Annotated in this window: 27 protein-coding genes; 9 read left to right on the top strand and 18 right to left on the bottom strand. The window is 64.3% G+C overall.

The genetic code is table 11. The features are described 5' to 3' along the window. Positions 1 to 11: 11 nt before the first annotated feature. Both KFE19_15185 and KFE19_15180 read right to left on the bottom strand, forming a co-directional pair. Positions 12 to 1,358 carry an HD domain-containing protein gene (locus KFE19_15185; GenBank protein QUO37685.1) on the bottom strand — a complete coding sequence of 449 codons (1,347 nt, stop codon included), beginning with the start codon at positions 1,356 to 1,358 and terminating at the stop codon, positions 12 to 14. Positions 1,359 to 1,437: 79 nt separating this feature from the next. Then, entirely contained in the window at positions 1,438 to 1,611 is a 174-nt protein-coding gene (locus KFE19_15180) for a hypothetical protein (GenBank protein ID QUO37684.1), read from the bottom strand. Between the two features lie 212 nt (positions 1,612 to 1,823). On the opposite strand from KFE19_15180, the gene murC reads away from it, so the two are divergent. Together murC and KFE19_15170 are read left to right on the top strand one after the other, a co-directional pair. After that, positions 1,824 to 3,212, top strand: a complete 1,389-nt coding sequence (murC, locus tag KFE19_15175) for a UDP-N-acetylmuramate--L-alanine ligase (protein QUO37683.1) — start codon at positions 1,824 to 1,826, stop codon at positions 3,210 to 3,212. A 4-nt stretch (positions 3,213 to 3,216) separates the two neighbouring features. Then, a complete protein-coding gene (locus KFE19_15170) occupies positions 3,217 to 3,756 on the top strand; it encodes a prolyl-tRNA synthetase associated domain-containing protein (protein ID QUO37682.1) in 540 nt (179 codons plus the stop codon). A gap of 47 nt (positions 3,757 to 3,803) precedes the next feature. On the opposite strand, the gene KFE19_15165 is transcribed toward KFE19_15170, so the two are convergent. From KFE19_15165 to KFE19_15140, 6 genes are all read right to left on the bottom strand, one after another. Continuing rightward, complete coding sequence (locus KFE19_15165; protein QUO37681.1) at positions 3,804 to 4,361, bottom strand: hypothetical protein; 558 nt, start codon at positions 4,359 to 4,361, stop codon at positions 3,804 to 3,806. Between the two features lie 53 nt (positions 4,362 to 4,414). Beyond that, positions 4,415 to 4,801, bottom strand: coding sequence for a DUF2085 domain-containing protein (locus KFE19_15160; GenBank protein QUO37680.1), 387 nt, complete (start codon positions 4,799 to 4,801; stop codon positions 4,415 to 4,417). After that, a complete protein-coding gene (locus tag KFE19_15155) occupies positions 4,788 to 5,099 on the bottom strand; it encodes a zinc ribbon domain-containing protein (GenBank protein ID QUO37679.1) in 312 nt (103 codons plus the stop codon). Before KFE19_15155 ends, KFE19_15160 begins: the two co-directional genes overlap by 14 nt. Before the next feature lie 139 nt (positions 5,100 to 5,238). Further along, complete coding sequence (gene gltA / locus KFE19_15150) at positions 5,239 to 6,624, bottom strand: NADPH-dependent glutamate synthase (protein ID QUO37678.1); 1,386 nt, start codon at positions 6,622 to 6,624, stop codon at positions 5,239 to 5,241. 2 nt (positions 6,625 to 6,626) lie between these two features. Continuing rightward, on the bottom strand, positions 6,627 to 7,469 hold the full coding sequence (locus tag KFE19_15145; GenBank protein ID QUO37677.1) for a sulfide/dihydroorotate dehydrogenase-like FAD/NAD-binding protein: 843 nt from the start codon (positions 7,467 to 7,469) through the stop codon (positions 6,627 to 6,629). Positions 7,470 to 7,637: 168 nt separating this feature from the next. Continuing rightward, a complete protein-coding gene (locus KFE19_15140) occupies positions 7,638 to 8,300 on the bottom strand; it encodes a Crp/Fnr family transcriptional regulator (GenBank protein QUO37676.1) in 663 nt (220 codons plus the stop codon). A gap of 192 nt (positions 8,301 to 8,492) precedes the next feature. On the opposite strand from KFE19_15140, the gene KFE19_15135 reads away from it, so the two are divergent. After that, the gene (locus KFE19_15135; protein QUO37675.1) at positions 8,493 to 8,939 is read left to right on the top strand and encodes a CBS domain-containing protein; all 447 of its coding nucleotides are present in this window, start codon (positions 8,493 to 8,495) and stop codon (positions 8,937 to 8,939) included. A 62-nt stretch (positions 8,940 to 9,001) separates the two neighbouring features. Here the strand turns inward: KFE19_15135 and KFE19_15130 are convergent, their stop codons facing one another. Further along, positions 9,002 to 9,601, bottom strand: a complete 600-nt coding sequence (locus KFE19_15130) for a 4'-phosphopantetheinyl transferase (GenBank protein QUO37674.1) — start codon at positions 9,599 to 9,601, stop codon at positions 9,002 to 9,004. Between the two features lie 240 nt (positions 9,602 to 9,841). Between KFE19_15130 and dnaG the strand changes: the two genes are divergently transcribed. Then, positions 9,842 to 11,629 carry a DNA primase gene (dnaG, locus tag KFE19_15125; protein QUO37673.1) on the top strand — a complete coding sequence of 596 codons (1,788 nt, stop codon included), beginning with the start codon at positions 9,842 to 9,844 and terminating at the stop codon, positions 11,627 to 11,629. A 250-nt stretch (positions 11,630 to 11,879) separates the two neighbouring features. Beyond that, positions 11,880 to 13,085: an RNA polymerase sigma factor RpoD gene (gene rpoD / locus KFE19_15120; GenBank protein QUO39654.1), complete on the top strand. Its 1,206-nt coding sequence runs from the start codon at positions 11,880 to 11,882 to the stop codon at positions 13,083 to 13,085. Between the two features lie 262 nt (positions 13,086 to 13,347). Here rpoD and mgtE read toward each other — a convergent pair whose 3' ends face one another. Continuing rightward, complete coding sequence (gene mgtE, locus KFE19_15115; GenBank protein QUO37672.1) at positions 13,348 to 14,355, bottom strand: magnesium transporter; 1,008 nt, start codon at positions 14,353 to 14,355, stop codon at positions 13,348 to 13,350. Between the two features lie 558 nt (positions 14,356 to 14,913). On the opposite strand from mgtE, the gene KFE19_15110 reads away from it, so the two are divergent. Then, complete coding sequence (locus KFE19_15110; GenBank protein QUO37671.1) at positions 14,914 to 15,273, top strand: hypothetical protein; 360 nt, start codon at positions 14,914 to 14,916, stop codon at positions 15,271 to 15,273. An 18-nt stretch (positions 15,274 to 15,291) separates the two neighbouring features. On the opposite strand, the gene recQ is transcribed toward KFE19_15110, so the two are convergent. Further along, positions 15,292 to 17,115: a DNA helicase RecQ gene (recQ, locus tag KFE19_15105; GenBank protein QUO37670.1), complete on the bottom strand. Its 1,824-nt coding sequence runs from the start codon at positions 17,113 to 17,115 to the stop codon at positions 15,292 to 15,294. 129 nt (positions 17,116 to 17,244) lie between these two features. Here recQ and KFE19_15100 point away from each other — a divergent pair, with 129 nt between their 5' ends. From KFE19_15100 to KFE19_15090, 3 genes are read left to right on the top strand one after another with little or no spacing between them, the layout of a single operon-like run. Next, a complete protein-coding gene (locus tag KFE19_15100) occupies positions 17,245 to 17,520 on the top strand; it encodes an AbrB/MazE/SpoVT family DNA-binding domain-containing protein (GenBank protein ID QUO37669.1) in 276 nt (91 codons plus the stop codon). Continuing rightward, positions 17,510 to 18,796, top strand: coding sequence for a methionine gamma-lyase family protein (locus KFE19_15095; protein ID QUO37668.1), 1,287 nt, complete (start codon positions 17,510 to 17,512; stop codon positions 18,794 to 18,796). Before KFE19_15100 ends, KFE19_15095 begins: the two co-directional genes overlap by 11 nt. 35 nt (positions 18,797 to 18,831) lie before the next feature. Further along, positions 18,832 to 19,740: an EamA family transporter gene (locus KFE19_15090; GenBank protein ID QUO37667.1), complete on the top strand. Its 909-nt coding sequence runs from the start codon at positions 18,832 to 18,834 to the stop codon at positions 19,738 to 19,740. A gap of 91 nt (positions 19,741 to 19,831) precedes the next feature. Here the strand turns inward: KFE19_15090 and KFE19_15085 are convergent, their stop codons facing one another. From KFE19_15085 to KFE19_15055, 7 genes are all read right to left on the bottom strand, one after another. Further along, positions 19,832 to 20,701 (bottom strand): DUF3298 domain-containing protein, encoded by an 870-nt coding sequence (locus KFE19_15085; protein ID QUO37666.1) that lies wholly within the window; start codon positions 20,699 to 20,701, stop codon positions 19,832 to 19,834. Next, positions 20,698 to 21,195 (bottom strand): sigma-70 family RNA polymerase sigma factor, encoded by a 498-nt coding sequence (locus tag KFE19_15080; protein QUO37665.1) that lies wholly within the window; start codon positions 21,193 to 21,195, stop codon positions 20,698 to 20,700. The genes KFE19_15085 and KFE19_15080 overlap by 4 nt, the downstream gene beginning before the upstream one ends. 117 nt (positions 21,196 to 21,312) lie before the next feature. Beyond that, a complete protein-coding gene (locus tag KFE19_15075; GenBank protein QUO37664.1) occupies positions 21,313 to 22,545 on the bottom strand; it encodes an ABC transporter permease in 1,233 nt (410 codons plus the stop codon). After that, on the bottom strand, positions 22,542 to 23,288 hold the full coding sequence (locus KFE19_15070) for an ABC transporter ATP-binding protein (GenBank protein QUO37663.1): 747 nt from the start codon (positions 23,286 to 23,288) through the stop codon (positions 22,542 to 22,544). The genes KFE19_15075 and KFE19_15070 overlap by 4 nt, the downstream gene beginning before the upstream one ends. Before the next feature lie 4 nt (positions 23,289 to 23,292). Continuing rightward, complete coding sequence (locus KFE19_15065) at positions 23,293 to 24,936, bottom strand: efflux RND transporter periplasmic adaptor subunit (GenBank protein ID QUO37662.1); 1,644 nt, start codon at positions 24,934 to 24,936, stop codon at positions 23,293 to 23,295. A 15-nt stretch (positions 24,937 to 24,951) separates the two neighbouring features. Continuing rightward, entirely contained in the window at positions 24,952 to 25,572 is a 621-nt protein-coding gene (locus KFE19_15060) for a TetR/AcrR family transcriptional regulator (GenBank protein ID QUO37661.1), read from the bottom strand. Positions 25,573 to 25,765: 193 nt separating this feature from the next. Further along, positions 25,766 to 26,452 (bottom strand): 3'-5' exonuclease, encoded by a 687-nt coding sequence (locus tag KFE19_15055; GenBank protein ID QUO37660.1) that lies wholly within the window; start codon positions 26,450 to 26,452, stop codon positions 25,766 to 25,768. Positions 26,453 to 26,555: the final 103 nt, after the last annotated feature.

Genomic DNA, 26,555 nt, shown 5'->3' with positions numbered 1-26,555 from the left:
CTTCATTTCAGTTACAATTTTTCTCCGCCTGGGACTTTCCCGCAGCGGCGGCGGGCATACTCCAGCTGGGCGGCGCGGTCGTTGGGAAGACGCTCTTCGATCACCGCGTCCAGCAGCGCCTCCAGGGTCTCCCCCACCGCCGGGCCGGAGAGGCCCAGGGCCAGCAGGTCTCCGCCCCGGACCGCCAGCTGATCTAGGGACACGCAGGCTCCCTCGGCCAGCAGATGATCCAGGATGGCTTCCGCCCTTCCGACCTGCTCCTGCATGGCCCGGTAGGCCGGGTCCTGGGCCAGGTTGTCCGCCCGCTTGATGCGCAGCAGCCGCCGCAGGTCCGTCTCCCCCAGCTGCCGCAGGGCCGACGCCACGCCGGGCCGGGTCCGGGGGATATTCCGGTCGTGCCACGCCACCAGCCGGACCACTGTCTCCCGGGTGGCGTTGTCCGTCCGGAGACGGCGGAGCATCTCCTCCGCCAAGGCGGCGGAGCGGGCCGGGTGGCCCTTGAAGTGGCCGCAGCCGGAGGCGTCAATGGTGCAGCAACCGGGCTTTCCGATGTCGTGGAGCAGCATGGTCAGCCGCAGCTCCAGCTCCGGCGGCACCTGTGCCAGGGCGTGGAGCGTGTGCTCCCACACGTCGTAGCAGTGGTGGCGGTTGCGCTGGGGAAAGCCCACCATGTCCAGCACCTCCGGCCAGAACACGCCGATGACCTCCGGGTACGCCCGCAGGGCCTCCGCCGCACCGGGGGCGGTCAAAAGGCCTTTCAGTTCGGCCCAGATCCGCTCCGGGGCGATCAAGGCCAGCAGGGCCCGGTTGGCCCGGAGGCTCCGGTCTGTCTCCTGCTCCACCGCAAAGCCCAGGGCCGCGGCGAACCGCACCCCCCGGAGGATCCGCAGCGCGTCCTCCCGGAACCGCCGGTCCGGCTCCCCCACGCACCGCAGCAGCCCGGCGTCCAGGTCCGCCCGGCCGCCCAGGGGGTCCGCCAGTTCACCCCGGAGGTCCAGAGCCATGGCGTTGACGGTGAAGTCCCGGCGGCACAGGTCCTCCTCCAAAGAGCCGGTGAAGGTCACGGACTGGGGACGCCGGTGGTCCCGGTAGGTCCCGTCCCGGCGGAGGGTAGTTACCTCCACCACTCCGCCGGCGGTCCTGACGGTGACGGTGCCGTGGGCCAGGCCCGTGGGCACAGCCCGGTCCCCGAAGATGGCGAGGACCCGCTCCGGCACCGCGGCGGTGGTCACGTCCCAGTCCTGGGGCGTCCGGCCCAGGAGGCTGTCCCGCACGCAGCCGCCCACGCACCAAGCCCCAAAGCCCGCCCCCTCCAGGGCCGACAGCACCTGCGCCGCGTGTTCCGGGATCTTTACCATGTCCGCACCGCCTCTCTTTCTCTCAGGCTTTGATGGGCGCCGGAGTGCCCGCCGCTCCTCCGCGAAAGCAGGGTCCTCTTCAGAACCAGTTAAAGGGGTTCAATATCTCCGGGAAAAACGCAAAAAACGCATGTTTAAAGTTCTCTTTGCGCTGTTTCCTGTCAGAAAACAGCGCGCGGATAAAAGCAATGGTCAGCGACACGAAAAGGTATACAGCCACCGCCAGCAAAACCGCGACCACAGCCTCCGCCATCTGACCGCCTCCCTATCCGCCAGGCCGGCATCTGCGCCAACCGTACCCAGCCCTTTTTGCGGGTTGCATTTCCGCAGTCTCCGTACTATAATAATGTGTTCGGACCGGACACTGCATTTTTTGCCCCCTCGGCCCGGTTTTCTTCGATTATACAATGATTTTTTCATGTTTGCAACGCGCCCGGCGCGCCGCGGACAGTAAGGAGTTTTTCCATGATGAACAATGCGCATCCCATCCGGGACTACATCGTCCCCGGTAAGCGGGCCCATCTGGTGGGCATCGGCGGCGTCTCCATGTGCCCTCTGGCGGAGGTGCTCAAGGGCATGGGCCTGGAGGTCCAGGGCTCCGACATGACCGAGAGCGACACGGTACAGCACCTGCGGTCCCTGGGCATCCCCGTGTCCATCGGCCACAGCGCCGAGAACCTGGGGGACTGCGACTTCGTGGTCCGCACCGCCGCCGTCCACGACGGCAATCCCGAGATCGCCGGGGCCATCGCCCGGAAGATCCCCGTCTACGAGCGGGCCCAGGCCTGGGGCGCCATCATGCGCCGCTACCCCAACGCGCTGTGCGTGGCGGGCACCCACGGCAAGACCACCACCACCTCCATGTGCACCCACATCTTCATGGCGGCGGAGCAGGACCCCACCGTCATGATCGGCGGCACGCTGCCCCTGCTGGGTTCCGGATACCGGGTGGGCCAGGGGGACACCATCATCCTGGAGTCCTGCGAGTACTGCAACAGCTTTCTGAGCTTCTATCCCACCGTGGCCGTGATCTTGAACGTGGAGGAGGACCACCTGGACTTCTTCAAGGACCTTCAGGACATCCAGCACTCCTTCCGCTCCTTCGCGGAGCTGGTGCCCGCCGCCGGAGCCGTGGTGGTCAACGTTGACAACGCCTCCGCCATGGAGTCCGTGGCGGGCCTGGACCGCCGCCTGCTGACCTTCGGCCTGGACCATCCGGCGGACTGCACCGCCGTGAACCTCCGGGAGGAGGACGGCTTCCCGGCCTTCGACATCGTGATCCGCGGCAAGACTTACGCCCACGCCGCCCTGCGGGTCCACGGGCACCACAACGTCCTCAACGCCCTGGCCGCGGCGGCCTCCGCGTATGTGCTGGGCCTGCCCGGCAGCGCCGTGGAGGCGGGTCTGGCCGCCTTCACCGGCGCCGGACGGCGGTTCGAGTTCAAGGGCACCTGGAACGGCGCCGATATTTACGACGACTACGCCCACCACCCTGACGAGCTCCACGCCCTGCTGTCCACCTGCCGGGAGCTGTCCCAGTACAAGCGGCTGGTGGTGGCCTTCCAGCCCCACACCTACTCCCGCACCGCCAAGCTCTTCGACCGGTTCGTGGAGGAGCTGAAGCTGGCGGACGTAGCCATCGTGGCGGAGATCTTTGCCGCCCGGGAGCAGAACACCCTGGGCATCTCCTCCGCCGACCTGTGCCGGGAAATTCCCGGCTCCGTGTACTGCTCTACCCTGGACAAGACGGCGGCGGAACTGCGGAAAGTGGTCCGGCCCGGGGACCTGGTGCTGACCGTGGGCGCCGGGGACATCTATCGGGCCGGCGAAAAGCTGCTGGAAGGAGACAAATAAAGACATGGAGATCTCACAGCTGTACCACAACACCCGGCCCGAGGGGGAGCTGCTGCCCCAGGAGGCCGCCGCTTTCGACGCCCTGGAGCGCCTTGGCATCGACTACGACCGGGTCTCCAGCGAGCCCGCCGACAACATGGAAAAGTGCGCCGCCGTCAGCGCCGTGCTGGGTATGCCCATCTGCAAGAACCTCTTCCTCTGCAACCGGCAGAAAACCCAATTTTATCTTCTGGCTATGGGTCCCGACAAGCCCTTTCACACCAAGGACCTCAGCCACCAGATCGGCTCCGCCCGGCTCTCCTTCGCCCCGGAGGAGGAGCTGTGGGAGCTGCTGCACTGCACCCCCGGCTCTGCCACGGTGCTGGGCCTCATGAACGACACGGACCACCGGGTGCGCCTCCTGATGGAGCGGGAGGTCTACGAGGCGGAGTGGTTTTCCTGCCACCCCTGCATCTGCACCAGCAGTCTGAAGCTGAAAACGTCCGACGTGCTCCACAAGTTCCTGCCCGCCACCGGCCACGATGTAACGGTGGTGGACCTGTAAGCGCAAAGCGTCCCCCGTCGGAAAGTCCGCCGGGGGACGTCTGTTTATCAGGAAACGGTCGCAAAATCCTCCTGAGAGATCTGCACGGGCAGTTCCTCGGGAAACCGCTCCGCCAGCTCCGGCGGCAGGTGCTCCCGGATCCGCTCCATGGTCTGTTCCTCCTGCTCCAGGTCCGGAATGCCCACGTCCACCCGGTTCTCCGTCACATCCACGCCCACGCTGGCAAAGACGATCTCCGGCGTGTCCACGATGGCGTCCTGGAGGGCCCGCAGATCGTTACAGCCGTAGTCCACTTTCCGGAACCGCAGGATCTCCGGATCGCCCGACAGGGCCAGGTACTTCTCCTGCATCTGCTCCGAGCCGTCCGTCAGGCATACCCAGAGATAATTGTCCTCCAGGTAGGCGTCTCCGAACTCCGCCGGGTACGCCCCGCCGAAGGATGTCACGATCCCCTCATAGGCCGCGATGGCCCGGTCCTGGCCCGCGGGGGACTCCGCAGCTTCCTCCGACACCGTCCGCGCTTCCTCCGGCCCCTGCTCCGCAGGGGCGGCGCAGGCAGCCGTCAGCAACAGCAGCGCGGCCAGCGCCCACAGTCCCCGTCTCACAAAAACGCCTCCCTTTCAAATGGATCGGCGCATTTTCCGTGAAAAGGTTCCCGCTACCTTCCCAGCAGGCGCAGCCCGAAGGCAAATCCCCACCGGTAGGTCCAGCCCAGGGAGAGAAGCAGCAGAACCGTCAGCCCGTAGCCGAAGAGGAGCCCCGTCACCAGCCGCCGGTAATTGCCGCTCTCATAGGGCGTGCACAGCTGGGCAAAGCCGTCCGCCAGCATGGGGATCAGCAGCACAGCGGCCACCGCAGCCGTGGGGTGGCCGAGCCAATAAGTGGCGGCCGCCGTCAAGATACCTCCCAGCTCCCCGGTGCACCGGGCACAGATGGGAAAGGGCGTGCCGTCCCGGAAATGAAAAGAGCGGTCCGGCCGGCAGTGGCAGCCGAAGATGATCGGCAGCCACCGCCACAGCCAGCGCCGCAGCTTAATAAGAGGCATACAACAAGGCCGAGCCGACACCCGCCACAGCCGCCACCACGTACAGCAGTACATAGGCGATCACGCACACCAGGGCGCCAATGCCCGCCGCCTTGGCGGTGCGGGGCTTGGTGTCCTTCCACACCAGGAACAAAATCAGGCCCACAATGGGGATGCAGCAGCCCAGAAGTCCCCACAGAAAGCCGCCGTTGTCCACCACGGGCGGCGTATCCGGGGCACTGTTCTGGGCGGCGCCGCACTCGGGGCAAACCGACGCATAATCGCTGATCTGCGCGCCGCATTTTCTGCAATAAGCCATATTTCTTCTCCTTCCAGCACGAAATGGGATGATTCGATGATACGGCACCCTGCCGCCTCTGTCAAGGCGGAGCGCCCAAATTTTACAGGAATGAAAAGAAAGCAGACGGCTGTACCGTCTGCTTTCTCTGTATAGCTGCTTATTTGCCGCTGAGCTGCTCGTCGATGGCCTTGGCGGCGGTCTTTCCAGCGCCCATGGCCAGGATGACGGTGGCAGCGCCGGTGACGGCGTCGCCGCCGGCGTAGACGCTGTCTCTGGAGGTCAGGCCGTCCTCGTTGACCACGATGCCGCCCTTCTTGTTGATCTCCAGGCCCTTGGTGGTGGACTTAATGAGGGGGTTGGGGCTGGTGCCCAGAGCCATGATCACGCAGTCCACGTCGATGTCGAACTCGCTGCCGGGGACCTCGATGGGACGGCGGCGGCCGGAGGCGTCAGGCTCACCCAGCTCCATCCGGATGCAGCGGATCTTGTTGACGTTGTCGTTCTCGTCGGCGAAGATCTCCACGGGGTTGTTGAGGGTCTTGAAGATGATGCCCTCTTCCTCGGCGTGCTCCACCTCTTCCTTACGGGCGGGGAGCTCCTCCATGCCGCGGCGGTAGACGATGTAGACCTCGGCGCCCAGGCGCTTGGCGCAGCGAGCGGCGTCCATGGCCACGTTGCCGCCGCCCACAACGGCCACCCGCTTGGGGTGGATGATGGGGGTGTCGGAGTCGGGCAGATAGGCCTTCATCAGGTTGATACGGGTCAGGAACTCGTTGGCGGAGTAGACGCCGCGGTAGTTCACACCGGGGATGTTCATGAACATGGGCAGGCCTGCGCCGGAGCCGATGAACACAGCCTCGAAGCCCTGCTCCTCCATCAGCTCGTCGATGGTGATGGTGCGGCCCACCACGGTGTCGGTGGCGATGGTGACGCCCATGGCCTTCAGGCCGTCCACTTCCTTCTGAACGATGGACTTGGGCAGACGGAACTCGGGGATACCGTAGACCAGCACGCCGCCAGCCAGGTGCAGGGCCTCGAACACCGTGACCTCGTAGCCCTTGCGGGCCAGGTCGCCGGCGCAGGTCAGGCCCGCAGGGCCGGAGCCCACCACAGCCACGCGGTGGCCGTTGGAGGCGGGCTTTTCGGGGGCGGCGGTGGCGTGGGCATTGTGCCAGTCGGCCACGAACCGCTCCAGACGGCCGATGGCCACGGGCTCGCCCTTCTTGCCCCGGACGCAGTACTTCTCGCACTGGCTCTCCTGGGGGCAGACGCGGCCGCACACGGCGGGCAGGGCAGAGGTGGCGGAGATGATCTGATAGGCCTCCTCAAAGTTGCCCTTGGCCACCTCGGCGATGAATTCGGGGATATGTACCATGACCGGGCAGCCGGTCATGCAGGGCTTGTTCTTGCAGTGCAGGCAGCGCTGGGCCTCGTCCAGAGCCTGCTCCTCGGTATAACCCAGAGCCACCTCGCTGAAGTTCTTGTTGCGGACCTCGGGGTCCTGAGAGGGCATGGGATTCTTCGTCAAAGACATATTGGCCATGGTTATTCGGCCTCCTTCTTGAACAGGTTGCAGGTCTCCTCGTACTTGTGGGCCTCAAACTCCCGGTACATCTGGTTGCGCTTGACCGCCAGATCCCAGTCCACCTTGTGGCCGTCGAAGTCGGGGCCGTCCACGCAGGCGAACTTCATCTCGCCGCCCACGCTCAGGCGGCAGCCGCCGCACATGCCGGTGCCGTCGATCATGATGGGGCTCATGGAGACGGTGGTGGGGATGCCGTAGGGCTCGGTGGTCTTGGAGACGAACTTCATCATGACCATGGGGCCGATGGCGAACACCTCGTCATACTGGTTGCCGGCGTCGATCAGCTCCTTCAGGGCGTCGGTGACCAGGCCCTTCTGGCCGTAGGAACCGTCGTCGGTGCAGATCTTCAGCACGCTGCTGGCGGCCCGGAACTGATCCTCCAGGATCACCAGGTCCTTGTTCTTGAAGCCGATGACCGCGTGGACCTCGGCGCCGGAGTCGTGGAACTTCTTCAGCACAGGGTACGCGATGGCGCAGCCGACGCCGCCGCCCACCACGCAGACCTTCTTCTTGCCCTCGGTCTCGGTGGCCTTGCCCAGGGGACCCACGAAGTCCTGGAGGAAGTCGCCCTCCTTCATGTGGCTGAGCTTCTCGGTGGTGGCACCCACGGTCTGGACGATGATGGTGACGGTGCCCTTCTCAGGGTCATAGGCGTTGATCGTAATGGGGATACGCTCTCCGTTCTCGTCCACCCGCAGAATGATGAACTGACCGGGCTGGGCCTTCTTGGCCACCAGCGGCGCCTCGATCTCATAGAGGGTGACGGTGGGGCGGAGAGCCTCTTTTCTTACGATGCGATACATATCCTTCCTTCTTTCCCGAATCCTCGAATTTTTCCGCATCTGCCGCCGCTTGTCCAGCGGCACATTGTTTACATTTTAACATATACAGGATACGCAGTCAATGCGTTTTCCAGAGATTTTCCGGGAAATCCCCCGGGCTTTTTGGTACTATTGCAAAGGATCTCTCCGTCATACCAGCAGCGTGAAGCGCCGTCCGTCGGAGCGGAGCAGGCCCTCCTCCCGCAGCCGCTTGAGCTCCCGCATCATGGCGCTGCGGTCCGTGGCGATGTAGTCGGCCAGGGTGCTGAGGGAAAAGGGCAGCGTGAAGGTGTCCCCGCCGGCCTTTTCCGACAGCTGGCGGAAGTAGCACAGCAGCTTTTCCCGGATGGACCGGCGGGAGAGCACGTCCACCCGCTCGCTGAGGCTCTGGGCCTTCTCGGAGATCAGCCGCAGCATGTTCTGCACCAGCATGCTGTGGTGGGCACAGGCGTTCTCGCATCGCTTGAGGATGTGGGGATAGTCGATGTAGGCCACATCGCAGGGCGTCCGTGCCACCACCTCCAGGCTGTCCCGCCGGGAGCCGGAAAACGCCAGGCTCCGGCCAAACACGCCGCCGGGCCCCAGCTCCTCCAGCACGGTGGTGACGCCCTCCTCGTCAATGCGGATCAGCGCGGCCGTGCCCCGCTCCAGAATGCCCACAGAGTTGCTGCGGGGATCGGTGAAATCGTAGAGCACCTCGTCGGGCCGGTAGCTTTTCTGCACCGCCTGGAAACAGGTCAGCATCTGCAGATAGCTCTCATAGGTGATGTCCTGAAACAGCGGGTTCTTCTCCAGCTCCTGCCGGGTCAGCACAGTGACCGCCTCCTTGTTGTTGCATATATCACGCCCTCATGATACCAGTCCCTTCCGCAAATGTAAAGCCTCACTTCCGGCAGATTTCATAGATTATTCACCAATTCCCCGCCGGGTCCTGTATACTATATAATAGAAAGGCCGGAGGGGCCCATTACGGGCGGCGCGCCGCCCCAGAAAGGAAGCAGCGAAGTGAACATTGCCTATTTTCTGCTCCCCAAAAGCACCGTCGCTTACCTGTACGATGACTACACCTTCCGCCAGGGCCTGGAGAAGATGCGCTACCACGGCTATACCGCCATTCCCGTCATCACCCGGGAGGGGCAGTACGCAGGCACCGTCAGCGAGGGGGATTTCCTCTGGCGGCTGCTCTCTCAGGAGGACACCCGCCGCCCCCTCTCCATGAAGGAGCTGGAGGACCTGCGGATCCGGGATATTCTGAACCGTGACGCGTATCCCCCCGTCCGCATCACCGTCACCATGGAGGAGCTGGTCAACAGCGCCATGCAGCAGAACTTCATCCCGGTGGTGGACGATCTGGGCAATTTCACCGGCATCGTGACCCGAAAGGACATCATCCGTTACTTCTCGGAACAGAAGGACGCGGCTCAGCCCCGTCTCCTTCGCAAGATCGTGTAGACCCAAGCGGCAACGGAACAGGCGGCAGGGCGAATGCCCCGCCGCCTGTTATTTCTTTCCGCTCAGGTGATCTCGTCCAGGGTATAGCGCCGCAGGGGTGACGGCGGCCCTCCGCCCCGGGTGGACACTCCCGCCGCATAGCCGGGAAAGGTATCCAGCTCGTAGAACTGCTCCCCCCGCTGGAGAGGCTCCTCCGCCGTCAGCATGGTTCCAACGCCGGCGCCGCTGCGCTTGGAGCGGGCCTCCCGCCGGACCCAGCTCTCGAAAAAGGCCCGCTCGGTCTGGACGTCCGCCAGGCGCCGCATGGTCCGGGGGCTCACCGGCCGGATACGCTCGATATCCACCCCTACGGGCCGGTCCGACAGGGCCACCAGCACCGCTCCGGCGGTGTGGCTGAGGTTGAAGTGGACATCCGGGTGATCCGGAAAATAGGGCTTGCCCAGAGAGGTGGTCCGGATGGGCGGCAGGGTCCGCCAGCGGTACTGCTCCCACAGGGCCCGGCACAGGATCAGGTAGGCGCACAGGGGCTCCCGCCGCTTTTCCGGCTGCCGCAGCCGCTCCAGCCGCTCCCGCCGCTCCGGCGGCAGCAGGGCCAGCATGGCCGCATCCTCCTCTGCCGTCAGGGGCCGCTCCAACCGGGCGGCCCAAAGCTCGATGGGCATAATCCGCGCCTCCTCCCTGCCGGGCCAGTTTCCGCGCCCGGCGTTTTTCCTTCATTTTACGCATGCCCTCCCGGTATGTAAAGGCACACCGAAAAAACTTTTTGAAAAAAATTTGAGAAAAAAAGAGGAAATGCGGCAGCGGCGGGGTATATCTAAATTGTCTCGTTTCGAGCGCGCCGCGTTTCTCCCGGTATGGCCCGGGGGAAAACCGGCAAAACTGAGCGAAAGGAAGGACGGAAGATGGCGTTTCCCCAGGCTTTTCTGGACGAATTGCTCGCCCGCAGCGACATCGTGGACGTGGTGGGCAGCTATGTCCAGCTCCAGCGCAAGGGCGCCAATCTCTTCGGCCTTTGCCCCTTCCACAGTGAAAAGACCGGCTCCTTCTCCGTCTCGCCGGACAAGCAGATCTACTACTGCTTCGGCTGCAAGCGGGGCGGTGGCGTCATCAACTTCATCATGGAGGAGGAGAACCTGTCCTTCCCCGACGCCGTGCGGTTCCTGGCCAAGCGGGCCGGGCTGGAGGTGCCGGAAGAGGAGGGCGACCGAGAGGCCGGACGCCGCCGCCAGCGGCTGCTGGACCTCAACCGGGACGCCGCCCGCTTCTACTACCAGCTGCTCCAGCAGCCGGAGGGCGCGGCGGTGCGGGCGTATCTGGAGCGGCGGCAGATCAAAAAGTCCACCGCCGTGAAGTTCGGCATGGGCGCCTCCCCGGACAGCTGGGACACCCTGCTGACGGAGATGACCCGCCGGGGCTACTCCAAACGGGAACTGCTGGACGCGGGGCTGGTGGTCCAGAACAAGAACGGCCGTCTGTACGACAAGTTCCGAAACCGGCTGATGCTGCCGGTGGTGGACACCCGGGGCGACGTGGTGGCCTTTGGCAGCCGGGTGCTGGACAAGTCCGAGCCCAAGTACATGAACTCGTCGGAGACGCCGGTCTATTCCAAGCGGCGGGTGCTGTACGGGCTGAACCTGGCAAAAAAGACCAAGCGGCCCAATATCATCCTCTGTGAGGGCAACCTGGACATCGTGACGCTGCACCAGGCGGGGTTCGACAACGCCGTGGCCTCCATGGGCACGGCGCTGACCGTGGAGCAGACCCGGCTCCTCTCCCGCTTCACCAAGGAGCTGGTCCTCTGCTACGACAACGACAACGCCGGCAAGATCGCCACGGAGCGGGCGCTCCAGATCCTGAACAACTCCGACTTCTCCGTGAAGGTCCTCCAGCTGCCGAGGCGCCTGGTGGACGGGGAGTATGTCAAGCAAGACGCCGACGACTTCATCAAGTTCCAGGGCCCCGACGCCTTTGAGCGGCTGCTGAGCGGCAGCGAGAACGGCATCGAGTTCCGCATGGCCCAGGTGGCCGCCAAGCACGACCTGACCAACGACGAGGGCCGGGTGTCCTACTGCGAGGAGATCAGCGCCCTGCTGTCCACCCTGGAAAACGCCGTGGAGCGGGAGATCTACACCGGCCGGGCGGCGGAGGCCGCCAAGATCACCCCGGAGGCCATGAAGCTGGAGGTCCAGCGTGCCTTCCGCCAGCGGACCCGGCAGGAAAAGCGGGCGGAGCTGCGGCGGGAACTGAACCCGGCGGCCTCGCTCCAGCCCCGGGAGCGGACCCTGCGCTACGACAACGTCCGCTCCGCCCGGGCCGAGGAGGGCGTGCTGCGGCTTCTGGTCAAGGACGCCACCGTCTTTCCGGACGCGCCGCCCCTGACGGAGGAGCAGTTCTCCTCCCCCCTGCTGGGCAGGGCGTTCACGCAGCTCTGGAACCAGCGCCGGGTGGGACGGGATCCCTCGATTCCCCTGCTGGCGGAGTTCTTCTCTCAGGAGGAAATCAGTCACCTCATCGACGTGACGGAGCGGCCGGAGTCCCTGGCCAACGCCGCGCAGGCACTGGCGGACTACATACGCATCATTCAGTCGGAGTGGCGCAAGCGCTCCGGCGGAGACGACGTGGACCCCCTTCTGGCGGCCACGGAAAAATACAAAGACAAAAAGGGTAATGGAGGAAAGCAGCATGGCTAAGAAACAGGAATTCACCCCCGAGGAGCTGGAGCAGCAGGCGGACGCTCTGCTGGCCGCCGCCGAGGAGGCCGCGGAGAGTTCAAAAGCGGACGGGGGGCCGGCTGCCAAGTCCGGGAAAAAGTCCGCCAAGAAAAAGGCCGCCGAGGAGCCGGAGGCTCCCCGCCTGCTGACGGACGAGGAGGCCAAAAAGGCCGGCATCCTGCGGCTGGACGACAAGCAGGTGGCGGCGCTGCCCGCTGCCGGCTGGCTCATGGGCAACGAAAAGCTGCGGGAGCTGCTGGCCCGGGGCAAGAAGAAGGGTAAGCTGGAGTCCGCCGAGCTCATGGACGCCGTGGACGACCTGAACCTGGAAGGCGAGCAGATGGACCAGCTGTACGACTCCCTGGAGGCGCTGAACATCGACATCAGCGCCGACGAGCCGCTGCTGACGGACCTGCCCGACGACGAGCCCCCCGCCGAGGAGATCGCCGACGTGGAGGAAGAGGAGCTGGTGGACCCCAACACCCTGGTCAACAACTTCTCCATCGACGATCCCGTCCGCATGTACCTCAAGGAGATCGGTAAGGTGCCCCTGCTCTCCCCCGACGAGGAGATCGCCCTGGCCCAGGTCATGGGCGAGGGCAACGAGGCCGAGCGCCGCCTCCACGAGATCCGCCGTCTGAAGGACGCCGGGGAGCCGGTGCCTTACACCGACGAGGAGATCGCCGCCTGGAAGAAGGCGGAGAAGAAGGGCGAGGCCGCCAAGCAGAAGCTGGCCGAGGCCAACCTCCGCCTGGTGGTGTCCATCGCCAAGCGGTACGTGGGCCGGGGCATGCTGTTCCTGGACCTGATCCAGGAGGGCAACTTAGGACTCATCAAGGCCGTGGAGAAGTTCGACTACACCAAGGGCTACAAGTTCTCCACCTACGCCACCTGGTGGATCCGGCAGGCCATCACCCGGGCCATCGCCGACCAGGCCCGGACCATCCGCATCCCCGTCCACATGGTGGAGACCATCAACAAGGTCATCCGGGTCAGCCGCCAGCTGCTCCAGGAGCTGGGCCACGATCCCTCCCCCAACGAGATCAGCGCCGAGATGGGCATGCCGGTGGAGAAGGTCCGGGAGATCCTGAAGATCGCCCAGGAGCCCGTCTCCCTGGAGACCCCCATCGGCGAGGAGGAGGATAGCCACCTGGGCGACTTCATCCCCGACGAGGGCGCCAGCGAGCCCAGCGAGGCCGCCAGCTTCACGCTGCTCAAGGAGCAGCTGATGGACGTGCTGTCCACCCTGACCCCCCGGGAGGAGAAGGTCCTCAAGCTGCGCTTCGGCATCGAGGACGGCCGGACCCGCACATTGGAGGAAGTTGGCAAGGAGTTCAACGTCACCCGGGAGCGCATCCGCCAGATCGAGGCCAAGGCCCTGCGCAAACTGCGCCACCCCAGCCGCTCCAAGAAGCTGAAGGACTTTTTGAACTAAACAGCTTTTCCGGACGCAGCTCCCTTGGGGCGCAGTTTTGGGGTCTCCGCGGGAGCCCAGCTCAGCGGGTCCCGTGGGGAGAGCCGGAGCGACGGAGCGAGAGCGCTTCTGCCGCCGGCAGAAGCGAGGGATGCGGAGTCCGCGACGGCGACGCGCCACCCCAGCCGCTCCAAGAAGCGGAAGGACTTCCTGAACTGAACACATGGCAAAAGCCCCGCTGCGGATTGCAGCGGGGCTTTTTTCGTATTCCCGGGACGCCCGTTCACAGCGCCAGCAGCCAGCTGGCCATCTGGAAGTAGATCAGCAGAGACAGCGCATCCACGATGGTGGTGATCAGGGGGCTGGCCATGACCGCCGGGTCGAAGCCCAGCCGCTTGGCCCCCAGGGGCAGCAGCCCGCCCACCAGGTCGGACAGCACCACCGTGGCGATCAGGGTCAGGCTGACGGTGGCTGCCACGCTGAAATTCACGCCGGAAAGCAGGATCAGGCGGAAGAAGTTCACCGCCGCCAAAGCCGCGGCGCACAGGCCGCTGACCCGGATCTCCCGCCACAGGACCCGGCCCCAGTCGGAAAAGTGGATCTCACCCAGGGACAGTCCCCGGATCACCATGACGGAGGACTGGCAGCCGCAGTTGCCGCCGGTGTCCATCAGCATGGGGATGAAGGCCGTCAGGACCACCTGGGCGGCCAGGGCATCCTCAAAGTGGGAGATGATGCCGCCGGTGACGGTGGCGGAGAGCATCAGCAGCATCAGCCACACCACCCGGCTGCGGAACAGGCGGAAAATGGAGCTTTCAAAATACGGCTCCTCCGAGGGGGTCATGGCGGCCATGACCTCCATGTCCTCCGTGGCCTCCGCCTGGAGCACCGTCATGGCATCCGCGGCGGTGACGACCCCCACCAGATGGTTGCCGGCATCCACCACCGGCAGCTCCGGCAGGTCGTACCGCTCCATCAGCTGGGCGGCCACCTCCCGGTCGTCCTCCGGCTGGAGGGTGGCGAAGGGGTGGGTCATCACCGTCTCCAGCCGCACGCCGCCCCGGGTCAGCAGCAGCGTCCGCAGGCCCACCAGGCCCAGCAGGACGCCCTCCTCCGACACCACAAAGCAGCTGTTGAGCCCGGCATCGGGCAGGCCCACCTGCCGGATCCGCTCAATGGCCTCGTTGACCCGGCACCGGGGAGAGAGCACCGGGGGATCAATCCACATGACGGCGGCCACGGCGTCCTCCGGAGCGTTCAGGTACAGCATATCATTCTTTCTCATCAGCATCGTTCGCACCTCCTGTTTGATCGGGGAGCCGAAGCTCCGTTCGTGACAGGGAGGCCGGACGCGCGCCTAGGCAGGACGGATGCCCGCGAGAGCTCCGTCAGCAGCACAGGGCTGCTTTTTCCAGACGCGTGTGTCTGGCCATCGACTGCCGGCATCCATTCCATTCACCTCTCTTTTTGGAAAGAAATATGCAAAAAACGCGCCCCCGAACGGTGGGGGCGCGCAAAAGAGCCATCGTCACCGTTCAAGCTTCAACTCCGCCGGGCGGTGAAATCGCGTTAGGTCATGCCTTGTTGTTCGACAAGCCCTGTTCAAACCAGCGCGGGATGTCTCCATCCCTTTGCGGCAGCGATCCGTATCCCTGCGGTAGCCTTACCTACCGGACACATATTTGCTTACAGTAACATTTTATCCCGGAACAGGGCCTCTGTCAACCCACAGATGTGCGCTTGGTCCCATCTCCTATCGCGAAAATCCGTTCTTGACATATCTAAAGTAGGTGCTATACTATCACAGTAGCACCTACTTTAGAAACAAACTCACAGGGAGGCGGTTTCCATGCGGCTCTATTCCAACTACACCCCCAACGAATTCAGCGATGTCTGTCAGATGGCCCAGGAACTGGGCTTTACGCCGTCGGCCTTTCAGCACTACTGCGTGATGCTCCAGGCCGGCCGGCAGAGCGGCGCCCCGCCTTTGGCCACGCTGGTCGCCACCATGCTGCAAAATCTGGACCGCAGGCAGCACGGCGAGACCTTCATCGTCTCCTCCCTGCTGCCGGATGAGTGGCCGTGCCTGTCCCGCAGCGAGAAAATGACCCTTGCCAAGCAGCTTGCCCGCCATGTCAAAACGCACCCGGACCGCTTCGCCCCCTACAAGGTGGCAAAGGGGAGCACCACCGTCTATCAGGTGCTGTAAACAGGGGGAGGGAGCGTCTCACGCTCCCTCCGTAAAGGCGGCGATCTCCGCCAGGAAGGCCCGGCCGTAGCGCCGGGCCTTTTCCTCGCCCACGCCGCCCACGTCCAGCAGCTCCTCCATGGAACCGGGGCGGGTCAGGGCCATCTCCCGCAGCGTCTTGTCGGAGAACACCACATAGGCCGGCACGCCCCGGATCCGGGCCGTTTTGGCCCGCAGGGCCCGCAGGCGGGCAAACAGCTCCGCCGCCTCGCCCTCCAGCTCCCCGGAGGAGGCCTGCCGCGCCGGGGCCGAGCGGTCGGAGCGGAAGGTCCGCATCCACAGCTCCCGCTGGTCTCCCAGGGCCTCCAGGCCCCGGTCCGTCAGCTCCAGCACCGGATAGGGGCCGGTGCTGACCGTGAGATATCCCTCGTCCAGCAAAAATTCCATCCGCTCCCGGACCTCTCCCTGGGTCAATCTCCCCAGGGCGCCATAGTCCGGCTCCCGGTCCATGTGATATTTGCGGACCTTCTCCGTGTCCGCGCCGCAGAGGGTCTCAGCGATGACGGCGGCGCCGAAGTGGCCGCCGGTGCGGTGGATGCAGCCCAGGATGATCCTGGCCTCCCGGCCCACCTCGATGTCCTGGTGGGACCGCAGGCAGTTGGCGCAGGTGCCGCACTCCTCCGGAGCCGTCTCCCCGAAATAGGAGAGGATGTACCGCCGCAGGCACCGGCGGGTGGCGCAGTAACCGGTCATGATCCGCAGCCGCTCCAGCTCCCGCCGCCGCAGCTGCACCGCTGTCCCGGCGTCCAGTTCCTCCCGGGCCTCGCTGTTGTCGATCAGATACTCCTGGATCTGCACGTCCCGCCGGGAGAAGAGCAGGATGCAGCTGGCGGGGGCGCCGTCCCGGCCGGCCCGGCCCGCCTCCTGATAGTAGCTCTCCAGGTCCCGGGGCATGTTGTAGTGGATGACATACCGCACGTCGGACTTGTCGATGCCCATGCCGAAGGCGTTGGTGGCCACCATCACCGCCGCCCGGTCGTAGAGGAAGTCCTCCTGGTTCCGGCGGCGCTCCTCCATGTCCAGCCCCGCGTGGTAGCGGGTGGCGGCCACGCCCCGGCTCTGCAGCAGCTCGCAGGTCTCCTCCACCGCCCGGCGGGTGGCGCAGTAGACGATGCCTGCCTTGCCGGGGCGGCTCTTCACCAGCTCCAGGAGGGCCCGGTCCTTCCGCTCCGGCCGCTGGACCTCGAAGAAGAGGTTCTTCCGGTCAAAGCCGGTGACCGTTTCCGCCGGGGTCTGCAGCCGCAGCAGACGGCGGATGTCGTCGCGGACCCGGGGCGTGGCGGTGGCGGTGAAGGCCCCCACCGGCGGCCGGTGGGGCAGAGCGTCCACAAAGTCCGGGATCTTCAGATAGGACGGCCGGAAGTCCTGGCCCCACTGGGAGATGCAGTGGGCCTCGTCCACCGCCACCAGGGAGACCTCCGCCTGGCGGACGAACGCCAGGAACCCCTCGTTTTCCAGCCGCTCCGGCGCCACATAGATGATCTTGTACCGCCCCGCCCGGGCCCGCTCCAGGGACAGCAGATACTGGCGGTAGGTCAGCGTGCTGTTGAGGTACGCCGCCGGGACGCCCATCTGCACCAGAGCCGTCACCTGGTCCGCCATCAGCGACACCAGGGGCGAGATCACCAGGGTGATCCCCGGCAGCAGCAGCGCCGGGATCTGGTAGCACACGGACTTCCCCGCTCCGGTGGGCATGATGGCCAGGGCGTCCCGGCCGGAGAGCAGCGCATCCACAACGTGCTCCTGTCCCTCCCGGAAGGCGTCGTAGCCGTAATAGGTTTTCAGGGCCTCTTCCTTGGTCATGGTCTCGCCCCCATCCGCAAACTCAAAATCGTCCTTTATTCTAACAAATCCATCTCCGCCCAACAAGAGCGAAAGCACGCAAAGTTTTTCTTGCCAAGTTCTCCCGGTTGTGCTATGATTCACACTTGTATGAAAAATATGATTTTCGAAAGGGGTGGTTCCATGCCTGGCGGCAAGCACATGCTGGGGATGGGCAAAAACCGTGTCTTTGGCACCGCCAAGGTGGGCGACCGGGGACAGATCGTCATTCCCCAGGAGGCGCGGCGGTTTTTCGGCATTTCGCCGGGGGACACACTGCTGATCCTGGGCAATGAAAAAAGCGGCCTGGTGGTCACCAAGCCGGAGGTCCTCCACGATCTGGCGGACAAAATTCTGGGAGAGAAGGACGAGACTGATGGAACTTGAAAAGATGTATGAACAGCTGGGCATCAGCCGGGCTGTGTATGAATACGGCGAAGCGGTGCTGCGGGAGCTGCGGCAGCGGTTCGACGGCATCGACGCCGTGGCGGAGTACAACCAGGGCAAGGTCATCGCCGCCATGCAGAAAAACCGGGTCAACGCCACCCATTTCGCCGCCACCACCGGCTACGGCTACAACGACGACGGCCGGGACAATCTGGAGCGGGTCTACGCGGACGTGTTCCACACCGAGGCGGCCCTGGTGCGGCCCCAGATCACCTGCGGCACCCATGCGCTGACCGTGGCTCTTTCCGCCAACCTCCTGCCGGGAGACGAGCTGCTCTCCCCCGTGGGCGCCCCCTACGACACGCTGGAGGAGGTCATCGGCATCCGGGAGAGCAAGTGCTCCCTGAAGGAGTACGGCGTCACCTACGCCCAGGCGGACCTGAAGGCCGACGGCACCTTCGACTACGACGCCATCCACCAAAAGATCAACGAGCGCACCAAGCTCATCACCATCCAGCGCTCCAAGGGCTACGCCACCCGCCCCTCCTTCTCCGTGGCTCAGATCGGGGAACTGATCGCCTTCTGCAAGAGCGTGAAGCCGGGCGTGAAGGTCATGGTGGACAACTGCTACGGCGAGTTCGTGGAGATGAACGAGCCCTCGGACCTGGGAGCCGACATGGTGGTGGGCAGCCTCATCAAGAATCCCGGCGGCGGCCTGGCCCCCATCGGCGGCTACATCTGCGGCACCAAGGAGTGCGTGGAGCGGTGCGCCTACCGGCTCTCCGCCCCGGGCCTTGGGCAGGAGGTGGGCGCCAACCTGGGGCTGATGCCCGCCCTCTACCAGGGATTGTTCCTGGCGCCCACAGTGGTGTCCGGCGCCCTCAAGGGCGCCATCTTCGCCGCCAACATCTATGAAAAGCTGGGCTATCCCTGTGTCCCCAATGCCACGGAGAGCCGCCACGATATCATTCAGGCGGTGACTCTGGGCAGCGCCGAGGCCATGGTGGCCTTCTGCAAGGGCATTCAGGCAGCGGCGCCGGTGGACAGCTACGTGACCCCGGAGCCCTGGGCCATGCCCGGCTATGACTCCGACGTCATCATGGCGGCGGGCGCCTTTGTCCAGGGCAGCTCCATTGAACTCTCCGCCGACGGCCCCATCCGTCCCCCCTACGCCGTGTATTTCCAAGGCGGGCTCACCTGGTATCACGCGAAGCTCGGCATCCTCATGAGCCTGCAGAAGCTGGTGGAAGCGGGACTGACCCGCCTGCCGGAATAAATCAAAAATCTGTTTGTTTTGGGAGAATTTGAATTATGTGGTTTTGGCTTTCTATCATTGCCCTGCTGTGCTGGAGCGGCTCCGACCTGTTTTCCAAGATCGGCTGCCGGGACGCATCTGACAAGTACAGCCATCTGAAAATGGTCATGGCCGTGGGTGTGGTCATGGGCCTGCATGCCGCTTTCGAGATCTTTGTGGGCGGCACGGAGATCAGCCTCTCCATCCTGCTGACCTACCTGCCGGTGTCCCTGCTGTACATCGGCTCCATGACCCTGGGGTATCTGGGCCTGCGGTACATCGAGCTGTCCATCTCCTCCCCCATCTGCAACTCCTCCGGCGCCCTGGTGGCGGTGCTGACGCTGCTGTTCGTGGGCGGCGAGGACTACTCCCCCCTGGCGCTGTTCGCCGTGGCGCTGGTGTGCGTGGGCGCCATCGGCCTGGGCGTTGTGGACGCCTGCGAGGACGAGACCCTGCGGGCCCAGCGGCAGGAAGCCGGCAACTATAAGTACGCCAAGAGCTTTCTGGCCCTGGCCCTGCCGGTGGCCTACTGCCTGCTGGACGCCGCCGGCACCTTTGCCGATAACCGGGTGCTGGAGACCCTCAACGAGGACAGCGCCAACGTGGCCTATGAGCTGACCTTCCTGCTGGCAGGTATTTTGTGCTTCATGTATGTGGTCCTCATCAAGAAGGATAAGTTGATCCCGAAGATGGAGGCCCCCAAGTACACCGGCGCCATCTTCGAAACTGCCGGCCAGTTTGCCTACATCTATGCCATCGCGGACACCGAGCACCTGGCCATGTCCGCCCCCATCATCTCCGCCTACTGCGCCGCCTCCGTGCTGTGGAGCCGGCTGTTCCTGAAGGAGAAGCTGTCCTGGAAGCACTACGCCATGATCCTGCTGGTCGTCATCGGCATCGTGATTATGGGTGTGTTCGACATGTAAGCGGCCACCGTACCCAAAAGACAACACCAAGGCCCCGTCCCTGTTTGGACGGGGCCTTGGTGTTTTGAAGAGAGGATTTCTTTATTTCATTTTACTGCTCAACGGGGAACTCCAGGATCCCGGCTACGCCGGCGGCGATGGAGTACTCCGGGAACACCAGAACGGGGTCGCCGTTTTCGTTGATATAGAAGCTGGTGGTCTCATCCACCATGGTGAAGCCGCCCTGCTCCGCCGGGAAGAAGTAGTCGAAGCCGTCCGCCTCGATCTGAGCGGCCATGCCGGCCTTCACGGCGTCATTGCAGATCTCCACCCAGTTTTCACCCAGCAGGTCCTCCAAAGTGATGTCCCGGTCATTCTCCAGATCCAGGTTGTAGCAGAACCGCTGCTGGTTGGCGGCGACCCAGCCCTCACCGAAGTCCACCACAAAGGACACAGTGGTATCGGTCTGGCTCTTGATCTCGTAGTCGACGATCACGTCCATCTTCCGGTCGCCCCACTGCTCCTCGGTGCCGCCGGTGGCGAAGAACGCCTCCTGATAATCCTCCCAGTCCTGCTGGGCCTTCTCCATGTGGGCATCCACGCGCTCCTGGATCTCGGCGTTGATCCGGTCGGCCACAGCGCTGTCGGCCACAGCGCTGTCGGCCTCCACCTCGGGAACAGAGACATCATAGTCGATGCCGTCCCGGACCGTATCATAGCTGCGGACCGTCAGCACCTGGAACAGTCCGCCCAGCACCGGCACATCGGACGCTGCCGCTGCGAAGGTGGGGGAGATGTTCAGCGCACCCACCAGCACCGCAAGGCATGCGGCGCAGGTACCCAGTGTGCGGACCAGCGGCCGGCGGGATGCGCGGCGATGGGCTTCCCGGCCCTGTCGGATGCCCGCCTGGACGCGATCGTTCAGCTCCTCGGGGATGGGCGTGGACTCATAGTTCTCTCTTGCCTTATCAAACTCTTTCATGCTTCATTTACTCCTTCCATTGATACCCGTAATTTCTTCAGGCCAGTGTACAGCCGTGTCTTGACCGTGCTGAGGTTGCAGCCGGTGACGGCACTGATCTCCTTGAGGGACAGATCCTCGTAAAACCGCAGCTTCACGATGGTGCTCACCTCCGGAGGCAGCGCCTCCACCCGTCTGGCAAGGTCCCCGTCCGCCGGCAGCGGATCTTCATAGCTGCCGGTGTCCAGCGCCTCCGGCGGCACCAGAGTCACCAGTTTCCGCCTTCGCAGAGCATCCATGCACACATTGACCAAAATGCGGTAAAACCAGGTGCGCATGGCGTCTGCTTCCCGAAGGCTTTCCTGTCGTTCCAGTGCCCTGCAGACAGCGGTCTGTACCGCGTCCAGAGCCTCTTCCCTGTCTTGGAGATAGCTGTAAGCCAGACGATAGAACCGCGCCTGATTTTCCACAAGAAAGCCGGTCAGCTGTTGTTCCGATACTCGTGTCACGTTCATGGTCCTTTCTGTTTCGTTCTGCCTTACAGACGCGGCAAAGCGGCGAAAAGTTTGGGGGGAAGGAAAAATTTTTGAAATGAGTGCCGCCCATCCCTTTCGGGACGGGCGGCCGGTCGCTTATTCGTAGCGCAGGGCGTCGATGGGGTTGAGCTTTGCCGCCTTATTGGCGGGCAAGTAGCCGAACAGGATACCGATACCCACGGACACACCGAAGCTGATAGCAATGTCCCCGGCGCTGGGCGCGGCGGCAAAGGTGGCGCCGCCCATACCGGAGGTCATCAATCCGCCCACCAGAGCCGTGGCCACGGCGGCCAGAGCCACTCCAAAGAGAATCCCCAGCACGCCGCCCACGGCGGAGGTGGTGCCGGCCTCGATGACGAACTGGCTGCGGATATCCCTCTGTTTGGCGCCCAGGGACTTGCGGATGCCGATTTCCCGGGTCCGCTCCGTGACGGACACCAGCATGATGTTCATGATACCAATGCCGCCCACCAGCAGGGAAATGGCGGCAATGGCCACCAGCACGATCATCATGGTGTTCATCATGGTGTTCATGGCGTCCATCATCTCCGCGGAAGTCATGACCATATAGTAGTCCGTGGACTGGTAGGTCTTTTGCAGCCGGTTTTCAATGATGCCCTTGGCGGCCGCGGCCGTGTCCCGGCTGGTGCTGGTCATCAGGTACATATCCTGATAGGACCCTCCGCTGAGACGGCTGGCGTTCTCATAGGGGATATAGACCTTGTCGTCGCCGCTGCCCTCGGTGTTGTCGGCATTCTCCGAAAGCACACCCACCACCGTATAGGGGATCCCGCCGATGGACAGGCTCTTTCCCAGGGCGTCGCCCCGGAAGGCCTCCAGCTCCAGATAGGACCCGATCACGCAGACATTCTGATGCCGCTCCACGTCGATGTACCGCAGGAAGCGGCCCTTGGACAGGCTCTCGCCCTGCATGGTCTTTTGGGTATCGCTTTTGAAGAAGGATTCGCTGACGCCGTAGACGCTGGTGCGGTCAAAGCTCTCCGTGCCGCTGCGCACCTTGGCGCTGGCGGAGACATAGGGCGAGACGCCGGTGAGGTACTGGGGGTACTGCTCCACCAGATCGTACAGGTCGTCGGCGTCCACATCCCGGGTGCCGCCCTCGCCCCGGGGCCACACCATCACCTGTACCAGGTTGGCGCCCAGGGTCTCGAACTGCTCGTTCATCATGTTGGTCATGCCGTTGCCCAGGGACAATATCACAATGACCGCGCCCACACCGATGATGATGCCCAGCATGGTGAGGAAGGCCCGCATCTTGCTGGTGCGCAGGGAATTGAGGGCCAGCTTGAAGGACTGTGTGAAATTCATAGGCCCGCCTCCTCTGTCTCCTCGTCGTACTCATGGGGCTGGACCAGAGCCTGGGGGTCACCCGCATCCCCGTCATAGATGATCTTGCCGTCCTGGAGGCGAACGATCCGCCGGGCCTTGACGGCGATGGAGTTGTCGTGGGTGATGAGGACCACCGTGTCCCCCTCCCGGTTGAGCTGCTGCAAAAACCGCAGCACCTCCCGGCCGGTGCGGGAGTCCAGGGCGCCGGTGGGCTCGTCGGCCAGGATGACCGAAGGCTTGCCCGCCAGAGCCCGGGCGATGGACACCCGCTGCTGCTGGCCGCCGGAGAGCTGGCTGGGCAGGTTCTTCCGCTTGTCGGCCAGGCCCACCCGCTCCAGGGACTGCACCGCTCGGCGGTGACGCTCCTCTGCGCTGACGCCGGCATACAGCAGCGGCAGCTCCACGTTCTCCTGGACCGTGAGCTTGGGGATCAGGTTGTACTGCTGGAAGATGAAACCCAGCATCTTGTTGCGGACCTCCGCCTGCTGGTCGTCCTCCATAGTGGACACGTCGATGCCCCCCAGGTGATAGGTGCCGGAGGTGGGCACGTCCAGGCAACCGATGATGTTCATGGCCGTGGACTTGCCGGAGCCGGAGGAGCCCACGATGGCCACGAACTCCCCCGGATCCACCGTCAGGCTGACGCCGTCCAGGGCGTGGACCGTCTCCTCGCCCATCTGGTAGATCTTGTAGACGTCCTTCAGTTCAATGAGGTGCTCCATGGGCTCAGCCTCCCGTCGACATCATCATATCCATCAGACTGGAGGCCTGGTTTTCGATCAGGACGATGTCGCCCTCCTCCAGACCGCTCGTCACCTCGATGTACATATCGTCGTTGCGGCCCAGGGTCACCTCCCGGGTCTCCAGCTTGGTGATGTCCGCCACGGCGGTGTTGTCGGCGTTCATGGCGCCCTCTCCCGGCACCGTGACCACATTCCCCCGGCCCACAGCGTCCACGGGGATACACAGGGCGTTGGGGATCTCGTCGCCGATGATCTTCGCGGAGACGTTCATGCCCGGGCGCAGATCGCCGTAGTCCTCCAGGATGATGGTGACCGGGTAGCTGGTGGCGCCGTTCACCGTGTTGCCGCTGATGCTGATGGTGTCTACCACGCCGGTGAAGGTCTGGCCCTCCAGGGCGTCGGCGGTGATCTCCACCTGCTGGCCCACTTCCACCTTGCCGATGTCCAGTTCGTCCACGGCCACCTCCAGCTTCAGATAGCTCAGGTCGTAGATCACCGCCAGGGTGCCGGAGGCGGCGCCGTCCACCTTGTCCCCGGCCTTGAAGTTTTTCTCAATAACGGTTCCGGCGATGGGGGAGGTGATGTTGTAGTCGTCCACGGTCCCCTGGGCGGTACCGGCGGAGAGCTGGGCGGAGGCCAGATTCAGCCGGGCGTTTTCGATCTGGTTCCGGGTGGTCTCGGACTCCACGGTGCACAGCACGTCGCCCTTGGAGACGGTGTTGCCGGAGAGCATATTGAGATCGTTGATGGTGCCGGAGGCCGTGGCGTAGACCACGGCGGAGGCGGGCATGGCCACCGGCGTCTCCCCGTAGCTGGTGTAGCTGCCGATGACGGCGGAGGCGGTGAAGGCGTCGGAGACGGCGCCGGGGTTATTGAGCCGCACCCGGACGGAGACGGCCTCCTTGCCATTGGCCGTGATGGCGCTGGAGTTGGAGACATAGGTCACCGTGCCCATCTGGGAGCCGTCAAAGCCGTCGATGAACACTGTGGCCTGCTGGCCGATGTAGAAGTCGGCGGGATCGGCAAAGGCGAACAGGAAGTCCATGGTCAGCTCCGTACTGGCCACCACCTTGGCGATCTGAGTACCGGCGGTGACGCTCTGGCCGTTGTGGACATAGACCTCCCCGATGATGCCGCTGAGGGGCGCCGTGGGGTGCAGGGCCTCCTGGGCCTGCTCATAGCTGAGCCGGGCCTGCTCCACGGAGATCTCCGCCCGGGACACGGAATCCTGGGCGTCGCTGCTGTCCATGGCGTAGAGCAGCGTATCCTTGCTGACCAGGTCTCCCACCTCGAAGGGGGAGTCCAGGATCTCGCCGGAGATCAGCGTGGTGACATTGTAGGAGTCCGCGGGCTCCAGCGTGGCGGTGCCGGAGACGCTGACCGTCAGATCCTGCCGGGTGGCAGTGGCCACCAGATACGCCCCCGCCAGTGTACTGTTGACGTTCTTTTTCAGGCTGGACATGCATCCGCCCACAATGGCAGCCACAATCACCAGTGCCACGCCGATCTTCAGCCAGCGCCTGCCCTTTTTGCTCTTGGGCAGATGGGGCTTCCATTTCTGCTTGGTCTCCGGCGTCTGAACCGGCGCCGGGTCCTGAACGGCCTCTTCCTTCATCAGTTCTTCCATAATGCGCTCCTTCTCTCAGTTTTCCGGCGGCGTCTTTCCCATGCCCCGCCGCAGGATCTCCAATACATTTTCCAGCCGCTCCCGGCTGCCGGGAGCGGCGCCGGCCTGCAGGCCGGCATAGACCATGGGCACCGTGGTGCTCAGCAGCACGCCCAGGATATCTCCAAGGTCCCGCTCCCGCCGCAGATCCAGCAGGTCCGGGTTCACCGCGTCCTTCAGCCGTTCCAGGATGGCCCCGGGATCCAGCATCCCCAAAAGGCCTGTTTTCTGCATCCCCTGGTTGCAGTGGAGGATGCGGGCCATAGCCCCCATCTCCCCCAGGTGCTGGGCGCCGCCCTTGGCGGCCAAGTAGTCGTACAGGTCCAGCAGGGCCTGGAAGATGTCCCCCTTCCGGCGCAGCAGCAGCTCCTCGATGACCATGACCATCTGGTCCACATAGCCCCGCAGCAGATACCGGAACAGTTCCTCCTTGTCCTGGAAGTACATATAGAAGCTGCCCCGGGGGATACCGGCCTCCTTGATGATCTGGTTGATGGAGGCCTCGTTGAAGGGCCGGCTGGAGAATTCCCGGGTGGCAGCCTCCAGCAGCTTTTCCTGCTTTTCCGGCGGCAGGTTCATAAACGTGCTGCTCGGCACGGCGCTCCCCTCCTCTCAAACAATACGATATGACGGCGCCGCTTTCTTCATCCCGCGGACATTCTGCGCCTTCCACCAGGGGGAAGGTCAAGAGAAATTTTCCGGCGGAGGAAAAGAAATATGACAACCTGTCGCTTATCATAGCCGACAGGTTGTCATATTGCAAGCCCTTCCGCAAAAATTCACAATTCCTTCACACTTCCCCGGTCTCGTACAGGGGCCTTGTCCGCTGGTAGGACTGGGGCCGGTAGGTGACAGAGGAGATCCGTTTGCCCGAGACGCCGTACTTGGGGTGGGTGCCGAAGAGGTCGATGTACCGGTCCAGATCGTCCCGCTCCGCCTCCATGGCGCCCAGCAGGGCCAGGGCCGCCCGGGCGTCGTCCACGGCCCGGTGGCTGTTGACCGCCGCGTCCTCCAGATGGAAGGCCTCGATGGCGTTGCAGAGCTTGTGGGGGTAGTCCCGCCGGTCCCGGTACACGGTCAGCAGATCCAGGAACCGGGGCGGCCCCAGCACCGCCGCCCGGCCCAGAGGCCGCAGCAGATAGTAGAGAAAGCTCAGGTCGAACTGGGCGTTGTAGGCGGCCAGCAGCGGCCGCTCCGCCCCCTCCAGCAGACGGCAGAACCGCTCCGCGGCGGCGGATTTCTCCACGCCTTCCATCTCCAGCTGCTGCGGCGTGATGCCGGTCAGGTCCGTGATGAAGGGCGGCAGGGCCCGGCCCGGGGACAGGCGGATCAGATCGTCCATGGCGCCGGTCTCCCCCTCCGCCGTCAGGCACACGGCCCCCAGTTCGATGATCTCGTCCTGAACAAAGTCGATGCCGGTGGTCTCGGTGTCGAATACGATGATGCGGTCGAACCGCTCCAGCAGCCGTGTGGTCATGGGGCCCTCCTGTCAGAAATCATTTTTTTCAGGATAGGGCGGCGGGGCGGGTTTGTCAAGGGGCGGCGTTGACTTCCGCCACGCCGCTTTGATAAAATGGGGC

It is taken from the genome of Dysosmobacter sp. Marseille-Q4140 (assembly GCA_018228705.1).
Lineage (GTDB): Bacteria > Bacillota > Clostridia > Oscillospirales > Oscillospiraceae > Oscillibacter.
The sequence above is the reverse complement of the archived record's forward strand: the minus strand, read 5'-3'. Positions and strand labels throughout refer to the sequence as shown.